The sequence below is a fragment of the Kitasatospora sp. MBT66 genome (genome assembly GCF_000710405.2).
GTDB classification, from domain to species: Bacteria; Actinomycetota; Actinomycetes; order Streptomycetales; family Streptomycetaceae; genus Kitasatospora; species Kitasatospora purpeofusca.
Map to the genome: position 1 here is coordinate 64,003 of NZ_JAIY01000013.1, position 22,296 is coordinate 86,298.

The following is a 22,296-nucleotide window of genomic DNA, read 5'->3' on the forward strand; positions in this document are numbered from 1 at the left end:
GAGTGTCAGATGAAGAGATTGTCCCTTCACCGGACAACCGCCAGGTGACCGGAGTGTGGCGTCACGGTGACGACTCACCCGCGCGGACCATGTCGGGCCCCTCGGACCCTGCCGATCGGGGGGAGTGAGTACGACCATCGTATGGATGTGGCATAAGGTCCGATCCGGTTGCATTGTTCTCAGACATCTCCCAGAAACCGGCAACCGTCCGACGTCAGCAGAGGGGAGCGCCGGTGGGCGCCCAGCAGAGCAGGAGCCCGTGGCCGGGTACCCTGGCGGTCGGCGCCGCGCTCGTGCTGGGAGCATGGCTGCTCACCGACGGCGGTCACGCCGTACTCCCCCCGGCCCCCGGCAGCGGGCAGGCCCTCACCGGCTTCGCACCGGTCTCCGTGGTGCCACCGCTCGGCCCCTCCCGGCCGACCAGGATCCGGATCCCGGCCGTGCGGCTCGACGCCCCGGTCACCGGCCTCGGCCTCGACCGGGACGGCCACCTCCAGACCCCTCCCGAGGAGGACCGAAACCTCGCCGGCTGGTACCGGGACGGTGCCACCCCCGGCCAGGCGATCATCGCCGGCCATGTCGACAACCACAGTGGGCCCGCCGTCTTCTACGACCTGGGCGCGCTGCACCGCGGGGACCGGATCGAGATCCTCCGCGAGGACGGCCGCACCGCGGTCTACCAGCTCTACGCCATCGAAGTGCACGACCGAAAGGACTTCCCGGACGACCGGGTGTACCGCCAGGCCGCCGATGCCCAGCTGCGGGTGATCACCTGCGGCGGAGGCTACAGCGAGGAGCGGGGCTACGACGGCAACGTCGTCGCCTACGGCTTCCTGGCCGACACCAGGCATTCGGGGACGAACGTATGACCACCGTCTCCCTCGCCCTGAGCTGGAACCCGATCGACTGGCCGCTGACCCGCGGCCCGATCCCGCGCGCCGTCCTGGTGGCCGGCTGGGGTTCACTGCTGTTCCTCGCCTGCTACTCCCGCACCCGCGGGTGGTGGCGCCGCCGGCTGCCCGCGGCCCTGGTCACGGCGGCGGCGCTCAGCCTGCTGCTGGACACCGCCGTCGACGACTGGTGGCACCCCTTCCCCGAGGGGACCCCGCACTACGTCACCTGGTGGATAGCCGTCGGTCTGCTCGGGCTCTCCCTGGTCGCCTTCCGGATGCGCGGCAGCACGCTGCGCCGCAGGCTGCTGGCGGTCGCCGCCGGGGCCCTGGTGCTGCTGATGGCCTCCTCCCAGGTGAACCGGGGCTTCGACCAGTACCCGACCGGCCGGGTGATGCTGGCGCCGTGGCTGGAGAAGACCCAGGAGCTGACCACCGGGAAGGCCGCCGCCACCATCGGCCGCCCGCCCGGCAAGGTGCTGGAGGAGGTCTGGCAGCCGCCCGCGGACCTCCCGGCCAAGGGCACCGTCTCCTCCGTCGCCGTCCCGGGCACCAAGTCCGGCTTCGAGTCCCGCGACGGGTACGTGTACCTGCCGCCGGCCTACCAGGCCACTCCCCGTCCGCTGCTGCCGGTGGTCGTGCTGCTGGCCGGCCAGCCGGGCACGCCGGGCGACTGGGTGTTCGGCGGCCAGATCGCCGACTCCCTCGACGCCTTCGCCGCCGAGCACCACGGGCTGGCCCCGATCGTGGTGATGGTCGACCAGCTGGGCTCGACCTGGAACAACACGCTCTGCCTCGATTCCAAGATCGCCAATGTCCAGACCTTCCTGGCCGAGGACGTGCCGGCCTGGGTGCACGCCAACCTCCAGACGGCCGAGGGCCGCAAGAACTGGGTGATCGCCGGTGCCTCGATGGGCGGCACCTGCGCGCTCCAGCTCGCCGTCAACGCGCCCGAGGTCTACGGCTCGTTCCTCGACATGTCCGGTCAGGACGAGCCCACCCTCGGCACCCGTGAGGAGACCGTCCAGGCGGCCTACGACGGCGACGCGGCGAAGTTCGCCGCCGTCGACCCGCTCCAGGTGATGGCGCGGAAGAAGTTCCCGGACACCGCGGGGGCCATCGTGGTCGGCCGTGACGACGACGAGTTCCGGCCGCAGCAGGAGAAGGTGTACCGCGCGGTCGTGGAGGCGGGAATGCAGGCCAAGTTCGACCTCATGCCCGGCGGGCACGGCTGGATCATCTTCCGGCCCGGCATCGCCGACCAGCTGCCCTGGCTGGCACAGCAGACCGGGATGATCCGGTGACCCTGCTCGGCGCCTCCCCGGGAGTCGCCGCCGAGCAGGAGCAGAGCCGCGGCGGGGGACAGTCGCGCCTGCTCGTGCCCAGGCCCTTCCGTACCGGGGCCGGCTCCAACCGCGCCGACGCCGCGTCCGCCGACTCCGGCGGGTCCGACGGCGGCGCCCCGGGCCCCGGCGCGCCCGCGCCGCGGCCCCGGCAGCGGGTCGTCCGCGCGGCCGCGGGGCTCGTCGCCCGGCTGGCCGCCCGGCTCGGCGAGGCGCCGCTGACCCTGGTGCTGCTGGTCGGCCTGTGGGCCGTCGGCGCCGCCACCGGCAGCCTCACCCGGGGGCCGTCCGACGCCCTGCTGGAGCAGGTCGGCATCGGCCGGCCGACCCTGCACGCGGGCCGCTGGTGGACGCCCCTCACCTCGCTGTTCTGGTGCTCCGGCATCGGCGCCTACGTCTTCACCAGCCTGCTGCTGCTCCTGGTCGGCCCGGCCGCCGAGCGCCGCCTCGGCCGGCTGCGCACCGTCGCGGTGCTGGTCGCCGGACAGCTGGCCGGCGTCATGGCCGGGACCGTCGTGGTCGTGGTCGGCGCGAAGCTCGGCGAGCAGTGGACCCTCTCCATAGCCGGCCAGACCGCGGTCGGCCCCGGCGTCGGCCTGTTCGCGCTGGCCGGCGTGCTCGGCTACCGGCTCACCGTGCTCTGGCGCCGGCGGCTGCACCTGCTGGTGCTGCTGATGCCGCTGGTGATGGCGCTGTACGTGGGGCACCTGCAGAGCGTCCAGCGCTTCAGCGGGGCGCTGGTCGGCCTCGCCGCCGGCGCGCTGCTGTTCCGCCGCCGCCCGCACCTGCGCTCGCACCGCTCCTCCCACACCGAGACCCGGGTGCTGGTCGCGCTCTGCCTGGTCGCCGCCGCGCTCGGCCCGATGATCGCCTCGCTGTACGACAACGCGGCCGGCCCGTTCAACACCTTCTCGGAGATCTACCTCTCGCACCGGCTCACCCCGGACGAGGTGGCCGACTTCTGCTCGGTCTCGGCCCACGACTGCGCCCGCGCGCACGCCGTGCAGCGGATCTTCGACACCCCGGCCCGGCTGATGGCCACGCTCTTCCCGGCCCTGCTGCTGGTGCTCGCCGAGGGCCTGCGCCGCGGCCTGCGCTTCGCCTGGCGGATCACCGTCGCCACCGAGCTGCTCTGGACCGCGATGCTGGTCGTCCTGTTCGCGGAGACCAGCACCGGTTCGAGCGACGTCGTCCAGTACTTCGTCGAGGCGCTGCTGCTGCCGATGGTCACCGTCGGCCTGCTGCTGGCCACCCGCAAGCGCTTCACGCTGCGGCTGCCGGGCGCGGTGCTCGGCCGGCTGTTCGCGGTGGTCGGCGGGGCGCTGGTCGTCGCCTCCGCCGCCTACACCGGGCTGGGCGTCCTGGCCGCCGGGCAGTTCGAGCCGGGCGCGACCTTCCGCGGGCTGGTCCACGGGCTGCCGGCCCAGTTCCTGCCGCCCGCCTACAACGACCTGCTGCCGGACTACCCGATCGCGGTCGGGCCGTTCGCCCGCGCCCTGGAGACGTACTGCGGGCTCGGCTTCTGGGCGGTCGCGCTGGCCGCGCTGCTGCTGACCTTCCGCCGGCCGGTGGTCCAGGTCGCCGCCGAGGACGCCGCCCGGGCCCGGGCGCTGCTCACCGAGCACGGCGGCGGCACGCTGTCCTTCCTCACCACCTGGGACGGCAACCACTACTGGTTCGACGAGGAGGGCCGGGCCGCCGTCGCCTACCGGGTGCTGAACACCGTGGCGCTGACCACCGGCGACCCCTTCGGCGACCCGGCGGCCCGGGACCGCGCGGTGGCCGGCTTCGCCCGGTACTGCGACGCCAAGGGCTGGACGCCGTGCTTCTACAGCGTCACCCCGCAGACCCGGGCCGCGGCCGGGGAGCTCGGCTGGCGCTCGCTCCAGGTCGCCGAGGACACCGTCGTCGCCCTGCCCGACCTCGCCTTCACCGGCCGCAAGTGGCAGGACATCAGGACCGCGCTCAACAAGGCCGGCAAGCAGGGCATCACCGCCGAGTGGTGGTCCTACCACGAGGCCCCGCTGGCGCTGAAGGAACAGATCCGGGCCATCTCCGAGGAGTGGGTCTCCGAGAAGGGCCTGCCCGAGATGGGGTTCACCCTCGGCGGCCTGGAGGAGCTGGACGACCCGGCGGTGCGGCTGCTGCTCGCGATCGACGAGGACCGCAGTGTGCACGGCCTGACCAGCTGGATGCCGGTCTACGAGAACGGCGAGCCGGTCGGCTGGACGCTGGACTTCATGCGGCGGCGCTCGGACGGCTTCCGGGGCGTCACCGAGTTCCTGATCGCCTCGGCCGCGCTCGGCTTCAAGCAGGAGGGCGCGCGCTTCCTCTCGCTCTCCGGCGCGCCGCTGGCCCGCTCGGAGAAGGAGCCGCCCACCGGGCTGCAGAAGACCCTGGACTGGCTGGGCCGGGTGCTGGAGCCGGTGTACGGCTTCCGCTCGCTGCTCGCCTTCAAGGCGAAGTTCCAGCCGGAGTACCGGCCGATGTACATGGCGTACCCCGACCCGGCGGCGCTGCCCAGCATCACCCGGGCGATCGGCAAGGCGTACCTGCCGCACCTCACGCCGACGCAGGGCGTGCGGCTGATGCGCAAGCTGTCGTCCTAGCCGGATGCCTGCTCCTCGTCACGCCGGTCGTCCGGGACCTCGGTCCCGGACGACCGGCGTCCGCCGTACCCGGGCCGCCCCGCTCAGCCGAGCAGCTCGGCGAGGGCGCGGTCGGCGTCCAGGTACAGGTGCTCCTCGCCCTCGGGCACCAGCAGGCGGCTGCGCCACAGGAAGCGCCGCAGGTCGGCGGCGTCGAACCGGACCAGCGCGGTGCCCTCGGGCGCGCGCAGCTCGACCAGGGTGCTCCGGCCGGGTCCGGGCCGCACCTGCACGTCGCCGACGCCGGAGGGCAGCTCCAGGCCGCCCGCGAGCAGCCGGCGGGCGAAGACCCAGACGATGTCGCCGCCCTCCGGCCCGGCCGCGGCGGTGGGCTCGTCCAGCGAGAACTCGCCGGGGAAGGCCATCCGGACCGCGAGCGGGTCGTCCGTCCGATAGGTCAGGGTGACCCGCAGCCGGGCGGACCGGTGCGCGGACAGGATCAGTCGGGCCTGGACGGTCTCTTCGGCGGTGGCGTGCACGGCGCTTCCCTTCGCTGGTGAGGCCGCGGCGGGCGGTGGAGGGTGGAGCGGCCTCACCCCGAAGAGAGGCGGTGGGAGGGGTTCCGCTTACCCGGGTTTCCCGGAATTCCGCTGTGATCCACCTCACATCGATTTCCGGCCGCACCCGCCCCGGGCAGGGCGGACGCCCGCCCGGCCCGGCGCCGCCGTGGCCGCCCGAACGACGCCGGGACCGGTACGCTGGGTGGGTTGTCCGAACGCCGTCCGACCGTGGATCGAGGCCGCGAAACCGCCTCTGACCTGCGATGATCCCCCCTCGGAGACCGTGAGTACTGCCGCCGCCCCGATGCCGCTCTTCTCCGACGCGAACGAGTCGCACGCGCCCGTCCGGGCCGTCGGCCATGCCGCGCCGACCACCTCGCACCAGCTGTCCCCGGCCTTCCCCGGCCGTGCCCCCTGGGGTACGGCGGGCAAGCTCCGGGCGTGGCAGCAGGGGGCGCTGGACAAGTACATCGAGAACCAGCCGCGCGACTTCCTCGCGGTCGCGACCCCGGGCGCCGGTAAGACCACCTTCGCGCTGACCCTGGCCTCGTACCTGCTCCACAACCACCTGGTGCAGCAGATCACCGTGGTCGCGCCCACCGAGCACCTGAAGAAGCAGTGGGCCGAGGCCGCCGCCCGGATAGGCATCAAGCTGGACCCGGGCTACTCCTCCGGTCCGCTCTCCCGGGAGTACCACGGCATCGTGGTCACCTACGCGGGCGTCGGCGTGAACCCGATGCTGCACCGCAACCGCACCGAGGCCCGCAAGACGCTGGTCATCATGGACGAGATCCACCACGCCGGTGACTCGAAGTCCTGGGGCGAGGCCTGCTTCGAGGCCTTCGAGCCGGCCTCCCGGCGCCTCGCGCTGACCGGTACGCCGTTCCGCTCGGACACCAACCCGATCCCCTTCGTCCAGTACGAGGCCGGGGGCGACGGCATCCGCAAGTCGGTCGCCGACTACACCTACGGCTACGGGCACGCGCTCGCCGACCACGTCGTCCGTCCGGTGATCTTCCTGTCCTACAGCGGCAACATGCGCTGGCGCACCAAGTCCGGCGACGAGCTGGAGGCCCGGCTCGGCGAGCCGATGACCAAGGACCTCATCGCCCAGGCCTGGCGCACCGCGCTCTCCCCGCAGGGCGAGTGGATCCCCTCCGTGCTGCAGGCCGCCGACCGCCGGCTCACCGAGGTCCGCAAGGCGATCCCGGACGCCGGCGGCCTGGTGATCGCCACCGACCAGAACGTGGCCCGCGCCTACGCCAAGATGCTGCGCGAGATCAGCGGCGAGAAGGTCACCCTGGTGCTCTCCGACGAGACCGAGGCCTCGCAGCGGATCTCCGACTACGCGGCCGGGACCTCGCGCTGGATGGTCGCGGTCCGCATGGTGTCCGAGGGCGTCGACGTGCCCCGGCTGTGCGTCGGCGTCTACGCCACCTCGATCTCCACCCCGCTGTTCTTCGCCCAGGCCGTCGGCCGCTTCGTGCGCGCCCGCAAGCGCGGCGAGACCGCCTCCGTCTTCCTGCCGACCGTCCCGATGCTGCTGGGCTTCGCCAACGAGATGGAGCTCCAGCGCGACCATGTGCTGGACCGGCCGAAGAAGGAGGGCGAGGGCCTCTTCGACGAGGAGGACCGGCTGCTCGCCGAGGCCGAGCGGGCCAACGACGGCCCGGACGGCGCGGGCGGCGACGAGTTCTCCTACGAGGCGCTGGGCTCCGAGGCGGTCTTCGACCGGGTGCTCTACAACGCCATGGAGTTCGGGATGCAGGCGCACCCGGGCAGCGAGGAGGAGGAGGACTACCTCGGCATCCCGGGCCTGCTGGAGCCGGACCAGGTGCAGATGCTGCTGCAGAAGCGTCAGCACCGGCAGATCCAGCGGAGCAAGGGCAAGCCGGCCGAGGAGGCCGACCTGCTGGAGCTGCCGGCCGAGCAGCGGCCGGTGGTGACCCATCAGGAGCTGCGGGAGCTGCGCAAGGAGCTGAACGCGCTGGTGGCCGCCTGGCACCACCGCACCAGCCAGCCGCACGGCACGGTCCACAACGAGCTGCGCCGGCAGTGCGGCGGTCCGCTGACCGCGCAGGCCACCGCGAACCAGCTGAAGGCGCGGATCGCCAAGATCCGGGAGTGGGCGAAGTAACGATCCGTCGGGGCCGCGGGCCGGTGGGCCGGTGGGTCCGCCGGTCTGTGGGCCTGCCGTTCCGCCGGATTCGCCGGCGGGGTGGCCGAGTCGGCGTTCGGGGGGTGCTGCCGGGGTGCTCCGGGTCGTTCCCGGGCGCTCCGGGGCTGTTCCGGGTCGGTCGCCCGACTCCTCCGGTCCCGGCTGTCTGTCCGGACTTCGGACTGTGCTCGAACTTGCGCCCGGTTGGGCCGGGTGGAATGCGGGGGTTCGTCCGCTTCTGTCCGGCCCGGAAGAATTGATCTTGACCGAATTTTGGACAAACACTTCCGCCGCCGCAATTCCTTCACTACCTTTCCCCCACGCTCTCCCGCCGGGCAACCCCCGCCGGACGGGCGCCGCAGGGCCCCAGGACGTCAAGGACGACACACCGCGGCCCTGGCGCGGCCACCCCCCTGCGCGCGACCACCGAGTCCCGGACCGGCCAGCCGATCCGCGACCGCCGCGGAAAGGAATTGCGCGTCGTGACTGCAGAGACCTCCCAGACCCTGGACCGGGGAGTCCGGGTCCTCAAACTCCTCGCCGACTCGGAGCGCGGGCTCACCGTGACCGAACTGGCGGCCCGCCTCGCCGTCAACCGGACCGTCGTCTACCGGCTGCTGGCGACCCTGGAACAGCACGGGCTGGTCCGCCGGGACATCGGCGGCCGGGCTCGGGTGGGCCTGGGCGTGCTGCGGCTCGCCCACCGGGTGCACCCGCTGCTGCGCGAGGCGGCACTGCCCGCGCTGCGCAGCCTCGCCGAGGACCTCGGGGCCACCGCCCACCTGACCCTGGTGGACGGCAACGAGGCGCTCGCGGTGGCCGTCGTCGAACCCAGCTGGACCGACTTCCACGTCGCCTACCGGACCGGGCTGCGCCACCCCCTCGGGGAGAGCGCGGCGGGCCGGGCGATCCTGGAGGCCCGGACCTTCCCCAGCCAGCGTCGGCCGGAGCAGGGCTTCGTCATCACCCGGGCGGAGGAGCAGTCCGGCGCGTCCGGCGCCGCCGCCGCGCTGCTCGGACTGAGCGGCATCGAGGGCAGCGTAGGCGTGGTGATGCTGAACGGGCTGGTCCCGGAGCGGGTCGGCCCCCGGGTGGTGGAGGCGGCCACCGAGGTCGCCGACGCGCTGCGCTGACCGCCCGAGCCGCCGGGTGGGCCGTTCGGGTGGCCGTGTGCGTGCCCGCCGGACGGCCCCGGTGTGTTTGGATGCCTCTGTGTCCGACACCAAGCTGCCCAAGGCCCTGACCTCCCCCCGGACCCGGGCCCTCGCGCTCTGCGGCGCGACGGTCGCCGCGCTGTTCGGGGTGGCCGCCTTCGTCCCGCTGCCCTACACGCTGACCTTCCCCGGCGTGACCGCGGACACCCTCGGCAGCTACCAGGGCCGTCCGGTGCTCACCGTCACCGGCGCCCCGGTCCGCGCCACCCAGGGGCAGCTGCGGATGGTGACCATCTCGGCGACCAACCCGGGGGAGCGGACCACGCTGTGGCGCTCGCTGCAGGCCTGGTTCGACGAGGACGAGGCCGTCCGGCCCAGCGAGACCGTCTACCCCCAGGGCGACCCGGCCAAGGCCAACGAGGTCACCGCCCAGCAGATGACCGAGTCCCAGGACGCCGCCACCACGGCCGCACTGGGTTACCTCCAGCTGTCGCCCGCGCAGGTGAAGGTCAAGATCGACCTCGGTGACATCGGCGGCCCCAGCGCCGGGCAGATGCTCGCGCTCGGCATCGTCGACAAGCTCCGCGGGGACGGCAAGGGCGGCGACCTCACCGGCGGGCAGACCGTCGCCGGTACCGGGACCATCGACGACCAGGGTGTGATCGGCCCGGTCGGCGGTGTGCCGCTCAAGACCCAGGCGGCGGCGCGGGACGGCGCGACCGTCTTCCTGGTGCCCAAGGACGAGTGCTCGGACGCCAAGGTGAACCTCCCGGCGGGGCTGCGGCTGGTGCCGGTCGGCACGCTCGGGGAGTCCGTCTCCGTGCTGGAGGCGCTGCAGTCGGGCGGGGCCGTTCCGGGGTGCTGAGCCGCCGGGTCGCCGGGTTCTGCCGAGCGGCCGAGCAGCCGAGCGGTCGGGTGGCCGGGGCGGTGGGCTACTCCGCGGCGGCTTGGTCGACCAGCGGCAGGATCCGGTAGGGCACCGGGTTCTCCAGCGCGATCGCGGTGGAGGAGCGGACGATCCCGTCGAAGCCCACCACCCGGTCGATCACCCGCTGCAGATCGGCGTTCGACCGGGCCACGATCCGGACCATCATGTCGCCGTGCCCGGTGATGGTGTGGAGCTCCAGCACCTCCGGCACCGCCGCCAGGTGCGCGCGCACGTCCGCGCCCTGGCCCTGGGAGATCTCCAGGGTCGCGAAGGCCGTCACCGGGTAGCCGAGCGCCGCCGGGTCCACCTCGGGGCCGAAGCCGCCGATCACCCCGCGCGCCTGGAGCCGGTCCAGCCGGGCCTGCACCGTGCCGCGGGCCACCTGGAGCCGGCGCGAGCACTCCAGGACGCCGATCCGGGGCTCCTCGGCGAGCAGCCGGATCAGCCGGCCGTCCAGGGCGTCGATGGCGTCGTTGGTGCTCCCCGCGGCCGCCCCGGCCGGGACCCCGGCTCCGGTCGCAGCTCCGGTCCCGGCTCCGGCCGCGGTTCCGGCAGGGGGCGGGGTGGTGCCGGAATGCCCTTGCCCGGTGGGCGAGTTGGGCGATCCGGGCGCGCCCGTCGGGCTGGCGGCGTGGGCGGGGGGCATCACGGGCTCCGTCCTCGGGTGGGCATTGTGTACAGCGGCGCGGCCGATTCTCCCGCCCCGGAGCACAGCTTGACCAGGAGGAAACGGAACAGTTGCGCGGATGTCGCCCCGGCGCCACCCTCCAGCCACAACCCCGCGCGCCGGCCCCCACCGGTCCGCGAGCGGAACCGTGGTCCCGTACCCCCACCGGGAGGGCTGACATGACCGACACCGCCGCCGAACCCGTGCTGCTCACCGCCGCCGGGCCCGACGAGCCCGGCCTCCTCCCGATGGGCCGCGCCGACGCGGTGGTCTTCGTGGTCGGCGACGCCGAACGGGCGGCCCACCGGTACGCGGTCGCGCTCGGCCTGCGCTGCGCGGCGTACGCCGGGCCCGAGACCGGTGAACCCGAGATCGTCTCCTACGTACTGCAGGGGCCCGGCACCCGCTTCGTGCTGACCTCGCTGGTCCAGGTGATCGGCCCGCGCGGCCGGGAGCTGGCCGGCCACCTGGCCCGGCACGGCGACGGCGTGATCGACCTCGCGGTGGCCGTGCCGGACGTCTGTTACGCCTACGACTACGCCGTCGACCGGGGCGCGGCCTCGCTCGCCGAGCCGTACGAGGTGCGGGACGCGTACGGCACGGTGGTGCTCGCCGCGATCGGGGTGCCCGGCGGGACCAGGCACACCCTGGTCGACCGGTCCCGCTACCGGGGGCCCTACCTGCCGGGCTACGTGCCCTTCGAGCGGTGGTGACGGAGCGCCGGGGGCGCGGGCCGGACCCGCTCAGCGGGTGACGGTGTCGACCACCGGCGGATGCCCGTTCCAGTAGACGAACACCGAGTTGGCCTGGTTGTCCTTGGTGAAGTCCACCCGGATCCACTGCGGGCCGTCCCAGACCTGCATCTGCCAGCCCGGGTCCGGGGCGGCCGTGACCAGCGAGGCCCGGTCGGGCCCGAGGTCCAGGGCGACCTTGCCGCCCGGGACGAGATAACTGCGGACGGAGGACGTCGTGCTCGTGGCCGGCGCCGGGCGGTGCGACACGGCGGCGGCGGTCGACGGGGCCGCGGTCGGCGCGGCGGCGGCCGGGGAAGCGGCCTTGGACGGGGTGGCCGACACCGGGGCGGTGGACGGCGGCGCGGCCGGATCCGGCCGGCCGGCCGACTGCGTGGGTTCCGCCGACGGTGTCGGCGTGGGTCTCGCGCCACCGGCCGACGCCGGCGAGGGCAGCGGCAGCGCGGTGGGCTGTTCGAACGCGGCCCCGGTCAGCACCGTGTGCACGCCGAACCAGGACAGCGCCACCGCCGCCCCGGTGGCCGCCGCCCAGGCGCCGAGCTGTACCAGTCCGTTCCGCATAGTGCGCACATCCTGCCCCATCACCGCTCCCGGCAGGTGGGCACCCCCGCACTTCCACAGGGGACTTGCACAAACCCGCGACGTTCCGGGCGAACCCGTCCCGAAGGTTCACGAAGCGCTGCCCGGGGCGACCCCGAGGTACAGACCATTCGGGGCCGATGCCGTACCGTGCAGCCCCATGGCAACAGTGCTCGTGGTCGAGGACGACCCCTTCGTACGATCCGCCCTCATCCGCCACCTGTCCGACACCGGCCACGCGGTCCGCAGCGTGGGCACGGCACTCGAGGCGCTGCGCGAGGTCGCCCAGGTCGGCTGCGACCTGGTGATCCTGGACCTCGGACTGCCGGATCTGGACGGCAGCGAGGCGCTCAAGATGATCCGCGGCCTGACCAACGTGCCGGTCATCATCTCCACCGCCCGCGACGACGAGGCCGAGATCGTCCGGCTGCTCAACGACGGCGCCGACGACTACCTGGTGAAACCGTTCTCCGGGGAGCACCTCAGCGCCCGGATGGCCGCCGTGCTGCGCCGGCTCGGCGGCGGGGCGGCCCCGGTCAGCCAGGTGCTCAGGGTCGGCGGGCTGGCGATCGACCTCCAGCGCCGGGAGGCCGCCCTGGACGGGCGGGCGCTGGACCTGACCCGGCGTGAGTTCGACCTGCTGGCCTTCCTCGCCGCCCGCCCGGGCGTGGTGGTGCCCCGCAAGGAGATCCTGGCGGAGGTGTGGCGGCAGACCTACGGCGGTGACCAGACGATCGACGTGCACCTGTCCTGGCTGCGCCGCAAGCTCGGGGAGACGGCGTCCAGCCCGCGCTATCTGCACACCGTGCGCGGGGTCGGGGTCCGGCTGGAGGCGTCCGGGCATCCCGCCGGGCCCGTCCCGGTGGAGCGCCGGACATGATGCGGTTGCGGCACTCGCTTCGCTGGGCCCTGATCAAGGCCGCCGTGGCCGGTACCACGATGGTCGCGCTGGCCTTCCTCATCCCGCTCGGCCTGATGGTCCAGCAGACCGCCCGGGACCGGGCGTTCACGGCCGCGGAGCGGCAGGCGGCGGCGCTCGGCCCGGCCCTGGCCATCACCACCGACCAGGACGCCATCGCCCGGGCGGTGGCCTCGACGGACGCCGGCACCCAGGGGCGGATGGCGGTGCACCTGCCGCCGGCCGGGGCGGCCGGGGCCGGCGCGGGGGCGCTGTCGGGACCGGGCGGCGCCGGCGGGGTGGCCTCGGCGCCCGGTGCGACGGCCTCCGGCGGGACGGCCCAGGGAGGTACGGCCCCGGGAGGTACGGCCCCGGCGGGGAAGGTCTCGGACCCCGCGGTGGCGGGCGCCGCCGCGGGATCGGGGCCGGCCGCCGGCGCGACCATCGGCGAAGTCCGGGCACTGGCCGCCGATGTGGCCAGCGCCGGGGGCCAGGGCCGCTCCTTCACCGTCGAGGTCCCGGGCGGCTACGCGCTGCTCCAGCCGGTCGCGGTGGACACCGCCCGGACCGCCGTGGTCGAGGTGTTCGTGGCCGACGGCGACCTCACCCGGGGCGTCGCCACCGCCTGGCAGGTGCTCTCCGGGGTCGCGCTCGGCCTGGTCGCCGTCTCGGTGCTGGTCGCCGACCGGATGGGCGCCCGGATCGTCGGCTCGGCCCGCCGGCTCGCCGCCGCCGCCCGTTCGCTCGGCGCGGGCGACCTCGCCGTCCGGGTGCCGGTGGACGGCAAGCAGGCCGCCGGCAGCCCCGAGGAGCTCCGGGAGGCGGCCCACGCGTTCAACGCCATGGCCGACCGGGTGGTCCAGCTGCTGGCCGCCGAGCGGGAGTTGGCCGCCGACCTGTCGCACCGGCTGCGCACCCCGCTGACCGTGCTGCGGCTCAACGCGGCCTCGCTGGGCGAGGGCGACGCGGCCGACGCCACCCGGCACGCGGTGGCGCAGCTGGAGCGCGAGGTCGACCAGATCATCCGCTCGGCCCGCCGGGCACCCGAGGACGCGCCCGCCGTCACGGTCGGCTGCGACGCGGCCGAGGTGATCCGTGAGCGGGTCGGCTTCTGGTCGGCGCTCGCCGAGGACGAGGGCCGCCGCTGGCAGCTGGCCGGCGCGGACCGGGAGACTCCGGTCCCGGTCCAGCGTGGTGACCTGGCCGCCGCCGTGGACGCGCTGCTCGGCAATGTCTTCCGGCACACGGGGGTCGGCACCGCCTTCTCGGTGGACGTGCTGGCCACCGGGAGTTCGGTGATCGTGCTGGTCGGCGACGCGGGTCCGGGCTTCACCGATCCGGAGGCCGCCATGGTGCGGGGCGAGGGCCACGGCGGCGAGGGCTCGACCGGGCTCGGGCTGGACATCGTCCGCAAGCTCGCCGAGGCCACCGGCGGGGACCTCGCGCTCGGCCGGTCGGCGGTGCTGGGCGGGGCCGAGATCAGGCTGCGGCTGCGGTCCCGGCCGGACGGCACCGTCCCGCCCCGGACCGGCCGGCGCCGTGGCCGGGGATCGCTGTTCGCGCGTTGAGCAGGGGTGCCGTGGAGCGGTTGAAGAAAGGTTTCGGCGCCGGGCCGGGCCGGGGGCAGGGCCGGTGGCGGGCCGGTGGCGGGCCGGAGGACCACTTTCTTGAGCGCGTTTCTTAAGCGCGCCGTAAGGGAGGTCTACCCCTGGCTCAGCAGTCGGATTCCGGCCGTTCGGCCCCGCTAGCGTCGGCCGCGCCGGTCACCCCCCGACCGCGCATCTGCCAGCTCCGGAGGTACGCCCCATGACGACCCAGCAGCCCCACCGCCGCCCCGGCGGCCGCCGTCGGCGCAGCCGCAGGGGCACGGTGCTCGGCGCCTCGGCGGTCGCCGCCGCCCTGGTCGCCGGCGGAGTCGTCGTCCTCGCCTCCTCGGCCAGTGCCGCGCCGCTCGGCGCCGTCTACACCCGCACCAGCGGCTGGGACTCCGGCTACACCGGCCAGTACCTGGTCACCAACCCGGCGGACCGGGCGATCGAGGACTGGACGCTCACCTTCGACCTGCCCGCCGGCGCGAAGATCGACTCGCTCTGGAACGCCACCTTCACCGCCGAGGGCGGGCACATCACCGTCCGGCCCCAGGAGTGGAGCAAGCGGCTGGAGCCCGGGCGGAGCGTCGTGGTCGGCTACGTCGCCCAGGGCACCGGCGCGGCCCAGGCCGAGCCGGGCAACTGCCTGATCAACAAGACCTCCTGCAAGGCCGGGGACGGCACCGTGCCCACCCCCTCCGGCCGTCCGACCGGTACCGCGACGGCCTCGCCCTCCGCCTCGCCGTCCGCCTCCGTCCCGGCGACCGCGACGGCCTCCGCCTCGGCCACCGCCACCGGGACGGCCCGGCCCACCACCGGGGCACCGACTCCGACCGGCACCGCGACCGTCCGGCCGACCACCCCGACCACCCCGACCTCTCCGACCGCGTCGGCCAGCACGACCGCCACCGCCGCGCCCACCACCCCGGCGCCGACCGCCACCGCGACCGGCACCCCCGCCCCCGCGGGCGGCGGCCGCTTCGCGCCCTACGTCGACACCTCGCTCTACCCGCCGTACGACCTGGTCGCCACCGCCAAGGCCACCGGGGTCAAGGACTTCACCCTGGCCTTCGTCGTCTCCGGCGGCGGCTGCACCCCGAAGTGGGGCGGCGTCACCGAGCTCGCCGACGACGCGGTGGCGGCCCGGATCGGCGCCCTGCGGGCGATCGGCGGCGACGTCCGGGTCTCCTTCGGCGGCGCCAACGGCAGCGAGCTCGCCCTCGCCTGCTCCTCGGTCGCCGAGCTGACCGCCGTCTACCAGCGGACCGTCGACGCCTTCGGCCTCACCCGGCTCGACTTCGACGTCGAGGGCGGCGCGATCTCCAACACCGCGGCCAACACCCGGCGCGCCCAGGCCGTCGCCCAGCTGCAGAAGAACGCCGCCGCCAAGGGCAAGGCCCTGGACGTCTCCTTCACCCTCCCCGCGCTGCCCTCCGGACTGACCCAGGAGGGCGTCGACCTGGTCGCCGACGCCAAGAACAACGGTGTGGCGATCGGGGCGGTCAACATCATGGCGATGGACTACGGCGACGGGGTCGCCCCCTCCCCGCAGGGCCGGATGGGCACCTACGCCATCGCCGCGGCCACCGCCACCCAGGCACAGGTGAAGAGCGTGCTCGGCCTGGACGACGCGGCCGCCTGGCGCCGGGTCGCGGTCACCCCGATGATCGGCGTCAACGACGTGGCCAGCGAGGTCTTCACCGTCGCGGACGCCAAGCAGCTCGCCGAGTTCGCCGGGAGCAAGCACCTGGCCTGGCTGGCGATGTGGTCCGGCACCCGCGACAAGGCCTGCGAGGGCGGCGCCAAGGCGTACGCGGACGCGAGCTGCAGCTCGATCGTCCAGCAGCCGCTGGACTTCACCCGGGCCCTGGGCGCCTACACCGGCTGACCGGCCCGCCTGTCCGCGACGGCCCCCCGGCCGACCGGCCCGCCGGGTCCGCCGACCTGGCGCGGCACCCGGCGGACCCGTCCGCCGCACCGACTCCGGCCGTCCGTGCCCCGACCGCAACGGGGCACGGCCGGCCGGCTCCAATTCCCCGACCATCACTCTCCGTGACGAAGACGAACCGGCCCGTCCGCCGGGCATCCGGTATCGTCGCTGGTTGGCCGATCGGCGGACGGAGCGAGAAGTGACAGCGGTGCAAGACGAGCGCGGCGCGGTGGACACCCCACCCGACCTGACGCCCGCCCCCCTGTCGGACCGGCTGCGCACGGCCCTCGGAGCGCCCGTCCGCGCCCTGCGCGAGGCCCCGCGCCGTCCGCTGCTGATCGTCTCCGTGCTCGCACTGGTCTCCCTGCTCGGCTACGCGGTGGTGCGGCACTTCGCGCACACCTCGATGGTCGACATGATCGTCTACCGGGCCGAGGGCGCCGCCGTCGTCAACGGCGGGGACCTCTACGGCCTGCGCGTCACCCAGTGGAACCTGCCCGCCACCTACCCGCCGTTCGCCGCGATGCTGTTCGTGCCGACGACCTGGTTCCCGGTGCCGTTCCTGCGGGTCGCGATCACGCTCTGCAACCTCGGGTTGCTCGCGCTGTTCGCCCACCTGTCGTTCAAGCTGGTCGGCTGGCCGCGCCGGGACCTCCGCGCGATCGCCGTGATCCTGGTCACCGGCGCCGGAGTCTGGCTGGAACCCGTCTACACCACGCTGCGCTACGGCCAGATCAACCTGGCGCTGGCCTGCCTCATCCTCTGGGACCTCACCCGGCCCGACGGGAAGCGCAGCAAGGGCGTCGCGATCGGCATCGCCGCCGGCATCAAGCTCACCCCCGGCCTGTTCGCGGTCTACCTGCTGCTCACCGGCCGGGTCCGGGCCGCGTTCGTGGCCGGCGCGACCTTCCTCGGCACCTTCCTGCTCGGCGCGCTCGTCCTGCCCGACGCCACCTGGGGCTTCTGGACCAAGTACCTCTACGACTCCTCGCGGGTCGGCAAGACCGAGATCGTCGACAACCAGGCGCTCAGCGGCGCCGTCGCCCGGCTGCTGCACACCCCCGCACCGGGCCTCGCCGGCACCCTGGCGGCCGTCGCCGTCGCGGTGGCCGGCCTCGGCGTCGCCGCCTGGGCCGCCCGCAGCTCGCGCCGGCTGGCGCGCTCCGAGGCCTGGGGCGTCTGCTGCGCCGCCGTCACCGCCGTCCTGATCTCGCCGATCAGCTGGACCCACCACTGGGTCTGGTGCGTGCCCCTGCTGGTGCTGCTCGCGAGCGAGGCGGCGGTCGAACGGGCCCGCCCGGCCGCCGTCCGCAAGCTGCGCTGGCGGCTCGCCTTCGGGGCCACGCTGATCGCCTTCCTGTCGTTCGCGATGTGGCTCGCCAAGCCCAAGGGCGCGCTGGTGCTGGAGCTGTCGCCGCTCCACCAGATCCCGACCTCGGTCTACCCGCTCGTCGGGATCTGCTTCCTGCTGGCCGCCGCGCTACGCGTACGGGCCCGGCGCCTGGCGGCCGGGGCGGCGCCGACCGCGCTGCCCGGTCAGCGCGACAGCGGTTCGTCGGAGTCCGCGCGCGAGCGTCAGCAGGCCCCCGCGGCCCGCTGACTCGGCCCGGGTACCGGGGGCGGGGGCGGGGAGGGCCGGCCGGGCGTCGGGGACGGTCGTCCGGCTGCCGGTGGGGCCCCGTCGGTCCGCCCGATCCGTTCGTGCCGTCCGGTCCGTTCGCGGGGCCGGGACGCGGCGCCTCACGCGAGCAGCTCGGCCAGCGAGCCGTCCATGTCCAGCGCGGCCATCTCGCTGCCCGGCGGCACCAGCCGGTGCGCCCGCTCCAGCCAGGCGGCCACCACCGGCAGCGGCGCCTCCAGCAGCGCGTCCCCGGCCGGGGAGCTCAGCGCCATGCAGAGCACGCTGCGCCGTCCCGACCTGGTCGGCCAGATCCGCACGTCGCCCTGGCCGCAGGGCCGGAAGGTGCCCTCCACCAGCAGCTCGCGGGCGAACACCCAGGTGACCGGCGAGCCGGTGTCCAGGTGGAAGGTGATGTGCACGGCGTACGGGTCGTGGCTGCCGTAGGACAGCCGGGCGGGGACGGGGACGCTGTGCTCGGGGGAGAGCACCAGGTTGAGCTCCAGCTCGTGCTCGACCACGCTCGTCGGGCGCTCCATGATCGGGTTCCTCTCTGCCTGCGGTTCGTGCCCGGTGTCGGGCCCTGTCACCTGGGAGAGCGCGGCCCGGGAGCGCTCTTACACGGGTTTCCGGAATTTCTTCGGCCCGGGACTCCCCGGCCGGCCCGTTGCCGGTGGTACACGGAGTGGTGAACGGGCAAGGGCGGGCGCACGGTCGGGCATGTGCGCCGTATTCCTTACCGTGGGCGGCCCCGGGCTGTCCCCCGAATGGGCAACTTCGCACCGCGCCCCCGCCGAGGTACTACGCTTTGTGACTGCCCGGCGACTGTCCGCCTCCTCGGCGGTAACCCCCTCGCGCGCGCCGACGGCGGAGCCATCCGGGTCGCCCGTGCCACCGTCGCGCACACCCCGCTCGCCGGGCGAGCCGCATCGGCCCTGCCAGGAAAGAGACCCCCATGACGGACCGGCCCCACGCCGGCGGCAGCACGGAGACGGCCGTCGGCCCCGCGCCGGGCTACTACCCCGACCCGTCCGTTCCCGGTTTCGTCCGCTACTGGGGCGGCTCGGCCTGGGTGCCCGGCACCAGCAGGGCCGCCCCGGCCGAGGGCGAGGTGCTGGAGCCGCCCCGGTACGCGACCCGCCGTCCCGCCGCCGCCGCGGGCGCCGGTGCCGGGGCCCGGTACGTGCCGCCGCCGGTGGTCGCCGAGCCGGTGCCGGTGCAGGTGTCCCCGCCGGTGCCGGAACCGGCGTCCGGCGGGGACACCGGGCCGGTGTACCTGGACCGGACGGCGGGCGGGGCGTCGTTCACCTTCGCGGCCCCGGACAACGGCCCGGTGTTCCGCCGCGGCGGAGGGCCGGTGGTGGTCGACGGGACGGCGGGACTGGTGCCCGACCCGGTCCCGGAGACGCCGGACCGGTCGGTACCGGAGCCGGCCGGCTGGCAGGCGGACCCCCGGGCGCAGCGCGGCCTGATGGAGACGGGGAGCGCGCCGCGGTGGGTGTCCTGGGGGGTGCTTCCCGGGACGGAGGGGCCGTCCGGCGAGGCGTCCGGTGCGGTGCCTGCCGAGGTGCCCGCCGTGGTCGAGGTGCCCGCACCGCTCTCCCCGTCGCTCTCCGAGCCGTTCTCCGGGGCGGCCTCGCCCGTTGCCCCCGGTCCGGACGAGCCGCGTGCCGTCCCGGGGCCGAGGGTCTCGGCCCCGGTGCCGTCCGCCGTCGTGGAGCTCCGGGCGCGGCCGAAGTCGGAGTCGGAACCGGAGGAGGCGGTGGACGTGGTGGACGTGGCGGAGGCCGTCGAGCCGCCCCCGGCCGCCGCCGTTCCCGCCCGCCGTCCGGTTCCCGCCCCCGCCGCTACTGCCACTGCCACTGCCACCGCCGCTGCCGAGGCGCCCGCCCGGGCGTCGTCCCCCGCCTCCCGCCGCCGCACCGGGGCGGCACCGGCGCTCCGCCCCGCCGGCCTCGGCCGCCGGCTCGTCGCCCGGCTGGTCGACACCGCCGTCCTGGCCGTGGTCGGCGTCGCCGCCGGAGTCCCGCTCGGCCGCTCCGTGGAGGCCCACCTCCAGCGCAAGCTCGACCAGGCCCGGATGGCGAGCAGTCTCACCCGCCGTCAGGTGGACGTCTGGCTGGTGGACGGCACGGTGCTCGGCAAGGTCGCCGTGCTGCTCGGCATCCTGCTCTTCGTCGGCCTGCTCTACGAGGCCCTGCCGACCGCCCGCACCGGCCAGACCTTCGGCAAGCGGCTCGCCCGGATCCGGGTGGTCGCCGCGGCCGGGGCGGGCCAGGCCGCCGCCCGGAACCGCCCCGGGCTCGGCCGGTCCCTGGTCCGCTGGCTGGTCGGGCAGGTGTCGGCGCTGCTGGTGGTCGGACTGCTCTGGCCGCTGTTCGACCGCCCGGCCCGGCGCGGCTGGCACGACCGGGCGGCCCGCACCCGGGTCGTCCGGCTCTGACCCCGGCTCTGACGCCAGCTCTGAACGCCGCCCTGTCGGTGGCCTCGGCGGACAAAACGGATTGAATATCCCGAATTCACAGAATGCGTGATGTTCTACTCGGGGAATGAGTACCTACGACCCCTCAGGCCCCGAGCCGGAGGGGGGCGGCAAGCCCTCCTTCGGCAAGCAGCCCCCGCAACAGGGCGGCGGCACGCCGGAAGGTGCGCCGTCGGACCCGTACGGCACCCCGCCGCCCCCCGGTGGTCCCGGAGCCGGTGGCCCCGGAGCCGGCGGCCCCGGCGCGTACGGCGGCACCTACGGCGGAGCCCCCGGCGGCCAGGGCCCCTACGGCCAGTCGCCCTACGACCAGCCACCGCCCGGGCAGGGCCCCGCCGGATACGGCACGCCCGGCGGCGGCCCCGTCCCCGGGATGCCCCCGCTCGGCACCTGGCCCAACCGGATCCTCGCCCGGCTGATCGACTACCTGCTGGTCCAGGCCGTCGCCCTGATCCTGGTCCTGCCCTTCGCCAGCCTCACCGACCGCTCCGGTTCGGCCGGCTCGTTCTGGCTCGCCTGCGGGATCTGGCTCGTCTACGAGGGCGTGATGCTCAGCCGGGACGGCCAGACCCTCGGCAAGAAGGCCATGAAGGTCCGGGTGGCCATGCTGGTCGACGGCAACACCCCGACCCCGTCGGCCGCCTGGACCAGGGCGGCGGTCTTCATCCTGCCCGCCGTGCTCTGCTGCGCCGTGCTCTGGTGGCTGATCGACGGCGTGTTCGGCGTGTTCGACAAGCCGTACCGGCAGTGCATCCACGACAAGGCCGCGAAGACCGTGGTGGTCTCCACGGCCTGAACCCGCGTGGGCGGCGCCTGTGCGGGTGGCGCCTGTGGGGTGGCGCCTGCGCGGGGGGCCCGAGCGGCTTCCTACTCGTGCCCGCCGACCGGCGTGCGGTGCTCCGCGCGCCGGTCGGCCGCGTGCGGGGCCGGCGCCGCGAGCACCGTCACCAAGGTGCCCAGCGCGAGCGCGAAGAGCACCACCACGGCGACCCCCAGCACACCCGAGACACCGGTGGCGGCCAGCAGGGCGACCGTGGCGGCGACCACGGTGAAGACACCGAGAGCGAACTGCGCGGTGGTCGGGCGGTGCGACATGGCGGAGTCCTTCGCGCGTCGGGGGGAACGGGCGGGCCGCCGCCGGAGTCGGACACCGGCCGCCCCGGTGCCGCCCGGGCCGCGGCGGGGAACCGTGCGGGGCAAGGGCGTTCGGCGCGTTCCGGCGGTTCGTCCGCGGCATTCCGTCCAGGCTAGCCCGGCGCGCCCGGGGCACGGGGGGCGCACGGGCTCACGGAACCGCCCCCGACCCCGTCCGTCCCGCTCGGTACCGTGGGCCCGACCGCAGCACCGCACCACGCACCAGGGGGAACCGCCGTGCCCATCCCCGCCGACTGGCCCACCACCGAGGCCGAGGCGCTCGCCGAACAGGAACGCCTGCGCCCGCTGGTCGAGCCGACCGGGGCGGCCTCCTCCGTTCCGGCCGGTGACGACCGGCTGATCGCCGGCGTCGACGTCGCCTACGACGACGAACGGGACCTCGTCGTCGCGGCCGCCGTGGTGCTCGACCGTGCCACCCTCGCCGTCGTCGACGAAGCCACCGCCACCGGACGCATCGCCTTCCCCTACATCCCCGGCCTGCTCGCCTTCCGCGAGATCCCCGCCGTCCTCGACGCCCTCGACGCCCTCACCCACCGCCCGGGCACCGTCGTCTGCGACGGCTACGGCCTCGCCCACCCCCGCCGCCTCGGCCTCGCCAGCCACCTCGGCGTCCTCACCGGCCTGCGCACCCTCGGCGTCGCCAAGACCCCGTTCACCTTCGACCACCGGCCCCCCGGCCCCGACCGCGGCGACCGCACCCCGCTCACCGACCCGGCCACGGGAGAGGAGGTCGGCAGCGCCGTCCGCACCCGGGCCGGCGTCAAACCCGTCTTCGTCTCCGTCGGGCACCGCATCGGCCTCACCGAAGCCGTCGAGACCACCCTCGCCCTCACCCCCCACTACCGCCTCCCCGAAACCACCCGGCACGCCGACTCGCTCTGCCGCCGCGCCCTCGCCGCGCTCACCGCAACCGGAGCCACCGGCACCACCGTCGTTACGTCGGACGTGAACTGACGGCACGCCAGGGGCGCGGATCGTGTGTTAGACATGACCGGATCAGCAGAA

General features: G+C 74.8%; 19 protein-coding genes. 14 read left to right on the plus strand and 5 right to left on the minus strand.

The genetic code is table 11. From position 1 onward, the window contains the following. The first annotated feature begins 233 nt into the window (after nt 1–233). Genes BI06_RS33745 through BI06_RS33755 form a run of 3 tightly spaced genes read left to right on the plus strand, consistent with a single transcriptional unit; the run spans nt 234 to nt 4,842 of the window. A complete protein-coding gene (locus BI06_RS33745; RefSeq protein ID WP_082558879.1) occupies nt 234–869 on the plus strand; it encodes a class F sortase in 636 nt (211 codons plus the stop codon). Beyond that, a complete protein-coding gene (locus tag BI06_RS33750; RefSeq protein ID WP_051742538.1) occupies nt 866–2,194 on the plus strand; it encodes an alpha/beta hydrolase family protein in 1,329 nt (442 codons plus the stop codon). Before BI06_RS33745 ends, BI06_RS33750 begins: the two co-directional genes overlap by 4 nt. Beyond that, nucleotides 2,191–4,842: a rhomboid family intramembrane serine protease gene (locus tag BI06_RS33755; RefSeq protein WP_051742539.1), complete on the plus strand. Its 2,652-nt coding sequence runs from the start codon at nt 2,191–2,193 to the stop codon at nt 4,840–4,842. The genes BI06_RS33750 and BI06_RS33755 overlap by 4 nt, the downstream gene beginning before the upstream one ends. A gap of 83 nt (nt 4,843–4,925) precedes the next feature. On the opposite strand, the gene BI06_RS33760 is transcribed toward BI06_RS33755, so the two are convergent. Continuing rightward, entirely contained in the window at nt 4,926–5,360 is a 435-nt protein-coding gene (locus BI06_RS33760; protein ID WP_030394260.1) for an SsgA family sporulation/cell division regulator, read from the minus strand. A gap of 325 nt (nt 5,361–5,685) precedes the next feature. Between BI06_RS33760 and BI06_RS33765 the strand changes: the two genes are divergently transcribed. From BI06_RS33765 to BI06_RS33775, 3 genes are all read left to right on the plus strand, one after another. Continuing rightward, nucleotides 5,686–7,518 (plus strand): DEAD/DEAH box helicase, encoded by a 1,833-nt coding sequence (locus BI06_RS33765; RefSeq protein WP_051742540.1) that lies wholly within the window; start codon nt 5,686–5,688, stop codon nt 7,516–7,518. A 503-nt stretch (nt 7,519–8,021) separates the two neighbouring features. Then, nucleotides 8,022–8,672 (plus strand): IclR family transcriptional regulator, encoded by a 651-nt coding sequence (locus tag BI06_RS33770; protein ID WP_030308168.1) that lies wholly within the window; start codon nt 8,022–8,024, stop codon nt 8,670–8,672. A gap of 79 nt (nt 8,673–8,751) precedes the next feature. Next, the gene (locus tag BI06_RS33775) at nt 8,752–9,558 is read left to right on the plus strand and encodes a S16 family serine protease (protein WP_030394258.1); all 807 of its coding nucleotides are present in this window, start codon (nt 8,752–8,754) and stop codon (nt 9,556–9,558) included. 67 nt (nt 9,559–9,625) lie between these two features. Here BI06_RS33775 and BI06_RS33780 read toward each other — a convergent pair whose 3' ends face one another. Continuing rightward, nucleotides 9,626–10,087: an Lrp/AsnC family transcriptional regulator gene (locus BI06_RS33780; RefSeq protein ID WP_030308163.1), complete on the minus strand. Its 462-nt coding sequence runs from the start codon at nt 10,085–10,087 to the stop codon at nt 9,626–9,628. 380 nt (nt 10,088–10,467) lie between these two features. Between BI06_RS33780 and BI06_RS33785 the strand changes: the two genes are divergently transcribed. Further along, nucleotides 10,468–11,001, plus strand: coding sequence for a VOC family protein (locus tag BI06_RS33785; RefSeq protein WP_051742541.1), 534 nt, complete (start codon nt 10,468–10,470; stop codon nt 10,999–11,001). Between the two features lie 30 nt (nt 11,002–11,031). Here BI06_RS33785 and BI06_RS33790 read toward each other — a convergent pair whose 3' ends face one another. Continuing rightward, entirely contained in the window at nt 11,032–11,601 is a 570-nt protein-coding gene (locus tag BI06_RS33790; RefSeq protein ID WP_037779999.1) for a hypothetical protein, read from the minus strand. Between the two features lie 178 nt (nt 11,602–11,779). Between BI06_RS33790 and BI06_RS33795 the strand changes: the two genes are divergently transcribed. The 4 genes from BI06_RS33795 (at nt 11,780) to BI06_RS33810 (ending at nt 17,636) form a co-directional block, all read left to right on the plus strand. Next, nucleotides 11,780–12,499, plus strand: coding sequence for a response regulator transcription factor (locus BI06_RS33795; RefSeq protein ID WP_082558880.1), 720 nt, complete (start codon nt 11,780–11,782; stop codon nt 12,497–12,499). Next, nucleotides 12,496–14,085 carry a HAMP domain-containing sensor histidine kinase gene (locus BI06_RS33800; protein ID WP_233290398.1) on the plus strand — a complete coding sequence of 530 codons (1,590 nt, stop codon included), beginning with the start codon at nt 12,496–12,498 and terminating at the stop codon, nt 14,083–14,085. The genes BI06_RS33795 and BI06_RS33800 overlap by 4 nt, the downstream gene beginning before the upstream one ends. A 238-nt stretch (nt 14,086–14,323) precedes the next feature. Then, on the plus strand, nt 14,324–15,994 hold the full coding sequence (locus tag BI06_RS33805) for a cellulose binding domain-containing protein (RefSeq protein ID WP_043474775.1): 1,671 nt from the start codon (nt 14,324–14,326) through the stop codon (nt 15,992–15,994). 241 nt (nt 15,995–16,235) lie between these two features. Continuing rightward, entirely contained in the window at nt 16,236–17,636 is a 1,401-nt protein-coding gene (locus tag BI06_RS33810) for a glycosyltransferase 87 family protein (RefSeq protein ID WP_082558881.1), read from the plus strand. Nucleotides 17,637–17,776: 140 nt separating this feature from the next. Here the strand turns inward: BI06_RS33810 and BI06_RS33815 are convergent, their stop codons facing one another. Further along, nucleotides 17,777–18,193 carry an SsgA family sporulation/cell division regulator gene (locus BI06_RS33815; protein WP_030394251.1) on the minus strand — a complete coding sequence of 139 codons (417 nt, stop codon included), beginning with the start codon at nt 18,191–18,193 and terminating at the stop codon, nt 17,777–17,779. Nucleotides 18,194–18,609: 416 nt separating this feature from the next. On the opposite strand from BI06_RS33815, the gene BI06_RS33820 reads away from it, so the two are divergent. Together BI06_RS33820 and BI06_RS33825 are read left to right on the plus strand one after the other, a co-directional pair. Next, nucleotides 18,610–20,097 carry an RDD family protein gene (locus BI06_RS33820; RefSeq protein ID WP_043474779.1) on the plus strand — a complete coding sequence of 496 codons (1,488 nt, stop codon included), beginning with the start codon at nt 18,610–18,612 and terminating at the stop codon, nt 20,095–20,097. A 106-nt stretch (nt 20,098–20,203) separates the two neighbouring features. Further along, nucleotides 20,204–20,932 (plus strand): RDD family protein, encoded by a 729-nt coding sequence (locus BI06_RS33825; RefSeq protein WP_043474780.1) that lies wholly within the window; start codon nt 20,204–20,206, stop codon nt 20,930–20,932. A 71-nt stretch (nt 20,933–21,003) separates the two neighbouring features. On the opposite strand, the gene BI06_RS33830 is transcribed toward BI06_RS33825, so the two are convergent. Next, nucleotides 21,004–21,231 carry a hypothetical protein gene (locus BI06_RS33830; protein WP_037779993.1) on the minus strand — a complete coding sequence of 76 codons (228 nt, stop codon included), beginning with the start codon at nt 21,229–21,231 and terminating at the stop codon, nt 21,004–21,006. Between the two features lie 276 nt (nt 21,232–21,507). Here BI06_RS33830 and BI06_RS33835 point away from each other — a divergent pair, with 276 nt between their 5' ends. After that, nucleotides 21,508–22,245: an endonuclease V gene (locus tag BI06_RS33835; protein ID WP_082558882.1), complete on the plus strand. Its 738-nt coding sequence runs from the start codon at nt 21,508–21,510 to the stop codon at nt 22,243–22,245. The last annotated feature ends 51 nt before the right edge of the window (nt 22,246–22,296 follow it).

Excerpts from the sequence above, each read along its gene's own strand:
- BI06_RS33750 (WP_051742538.1), top strand. The coding sequence starts at position 866 with ATGACCACCGTCTCCCTCGCCCTGAGCTGGAACCCGATCGACTGGCCG.
- BI06_RS33765 (WP_051742540.1), top strand. The coding sequence starts at position 5,686 with ATGCCGCTCTTCTCCGACGCGAACGAGTCGCACGCGCCCGTCCGGGCC.
- BI06_RS33785 (WP_051742541.1), top strand. The coding sequence starts at position 10,468 with ATGACCGACACCGCCGCCGAACCCGTGCTGCTCACCGCCGCCGGGCCC.
- BI06_RS33790 (WP_037779999.1), bottom strand. The coding sequence starts at position 11,601 with ATGCGGAACGGACTGGTACAGCTCGGCGCCTGGGCGGCGGCCACCGGG.
- BI06_RS33795 (WP_082558880.1), top strand. The coding sequence starts at position 11,780 with ATGGCAACAGTGCTCGTGGTCGAGGACGACCCCTTCGTACGATCCGCC.
- BI06_RS33800 (WP_233290398.1), top strand. The coding sequence starts at position 12,496 with ATGATGCGGTTGCGGCACTCGCTTCGCTGGGCCCTGATCAAGGCCGCC.
- BI06_RS33805 (WP_043474775.1), top strand. The coding sequence starts at position 14,324 with ATGACGACCCAGCAGCCCCACCGCCGCCCCGGCGGCCGCCGTCGGCGC.
- BI06_RS33815 (WP_030394251.1), bottom strand. The coding sequence starts at position 18,193 with ATGGAGCGCCCGACGAGCGTGGTCGAGCACGAGCTGGAGCTCAACCTG.
- BI06_RS33820 (WP_043474779.1), top strand. The coding sequence starts at position 18,610 with ATGACGGACCGGCCCCACGCCGGCGGCAGCACGGAGACGGCCGTCGGC.
- BI06_RS33825 (WP_043474780.1), top strand. The coding sequence starts at position 20,204 with ATGAGTACCTACGACCCCTCAGGCCCCGAGCCGGAGGGGGGCGGCAAG.
- BI06_RS33830 (WP_037779993.1), bottom strand. The coding sequence starts at position 21,231 with ATGTCGCACCGCCCGACCACCGCGCAGTTCGCTCTCGGTGTCTTCACC.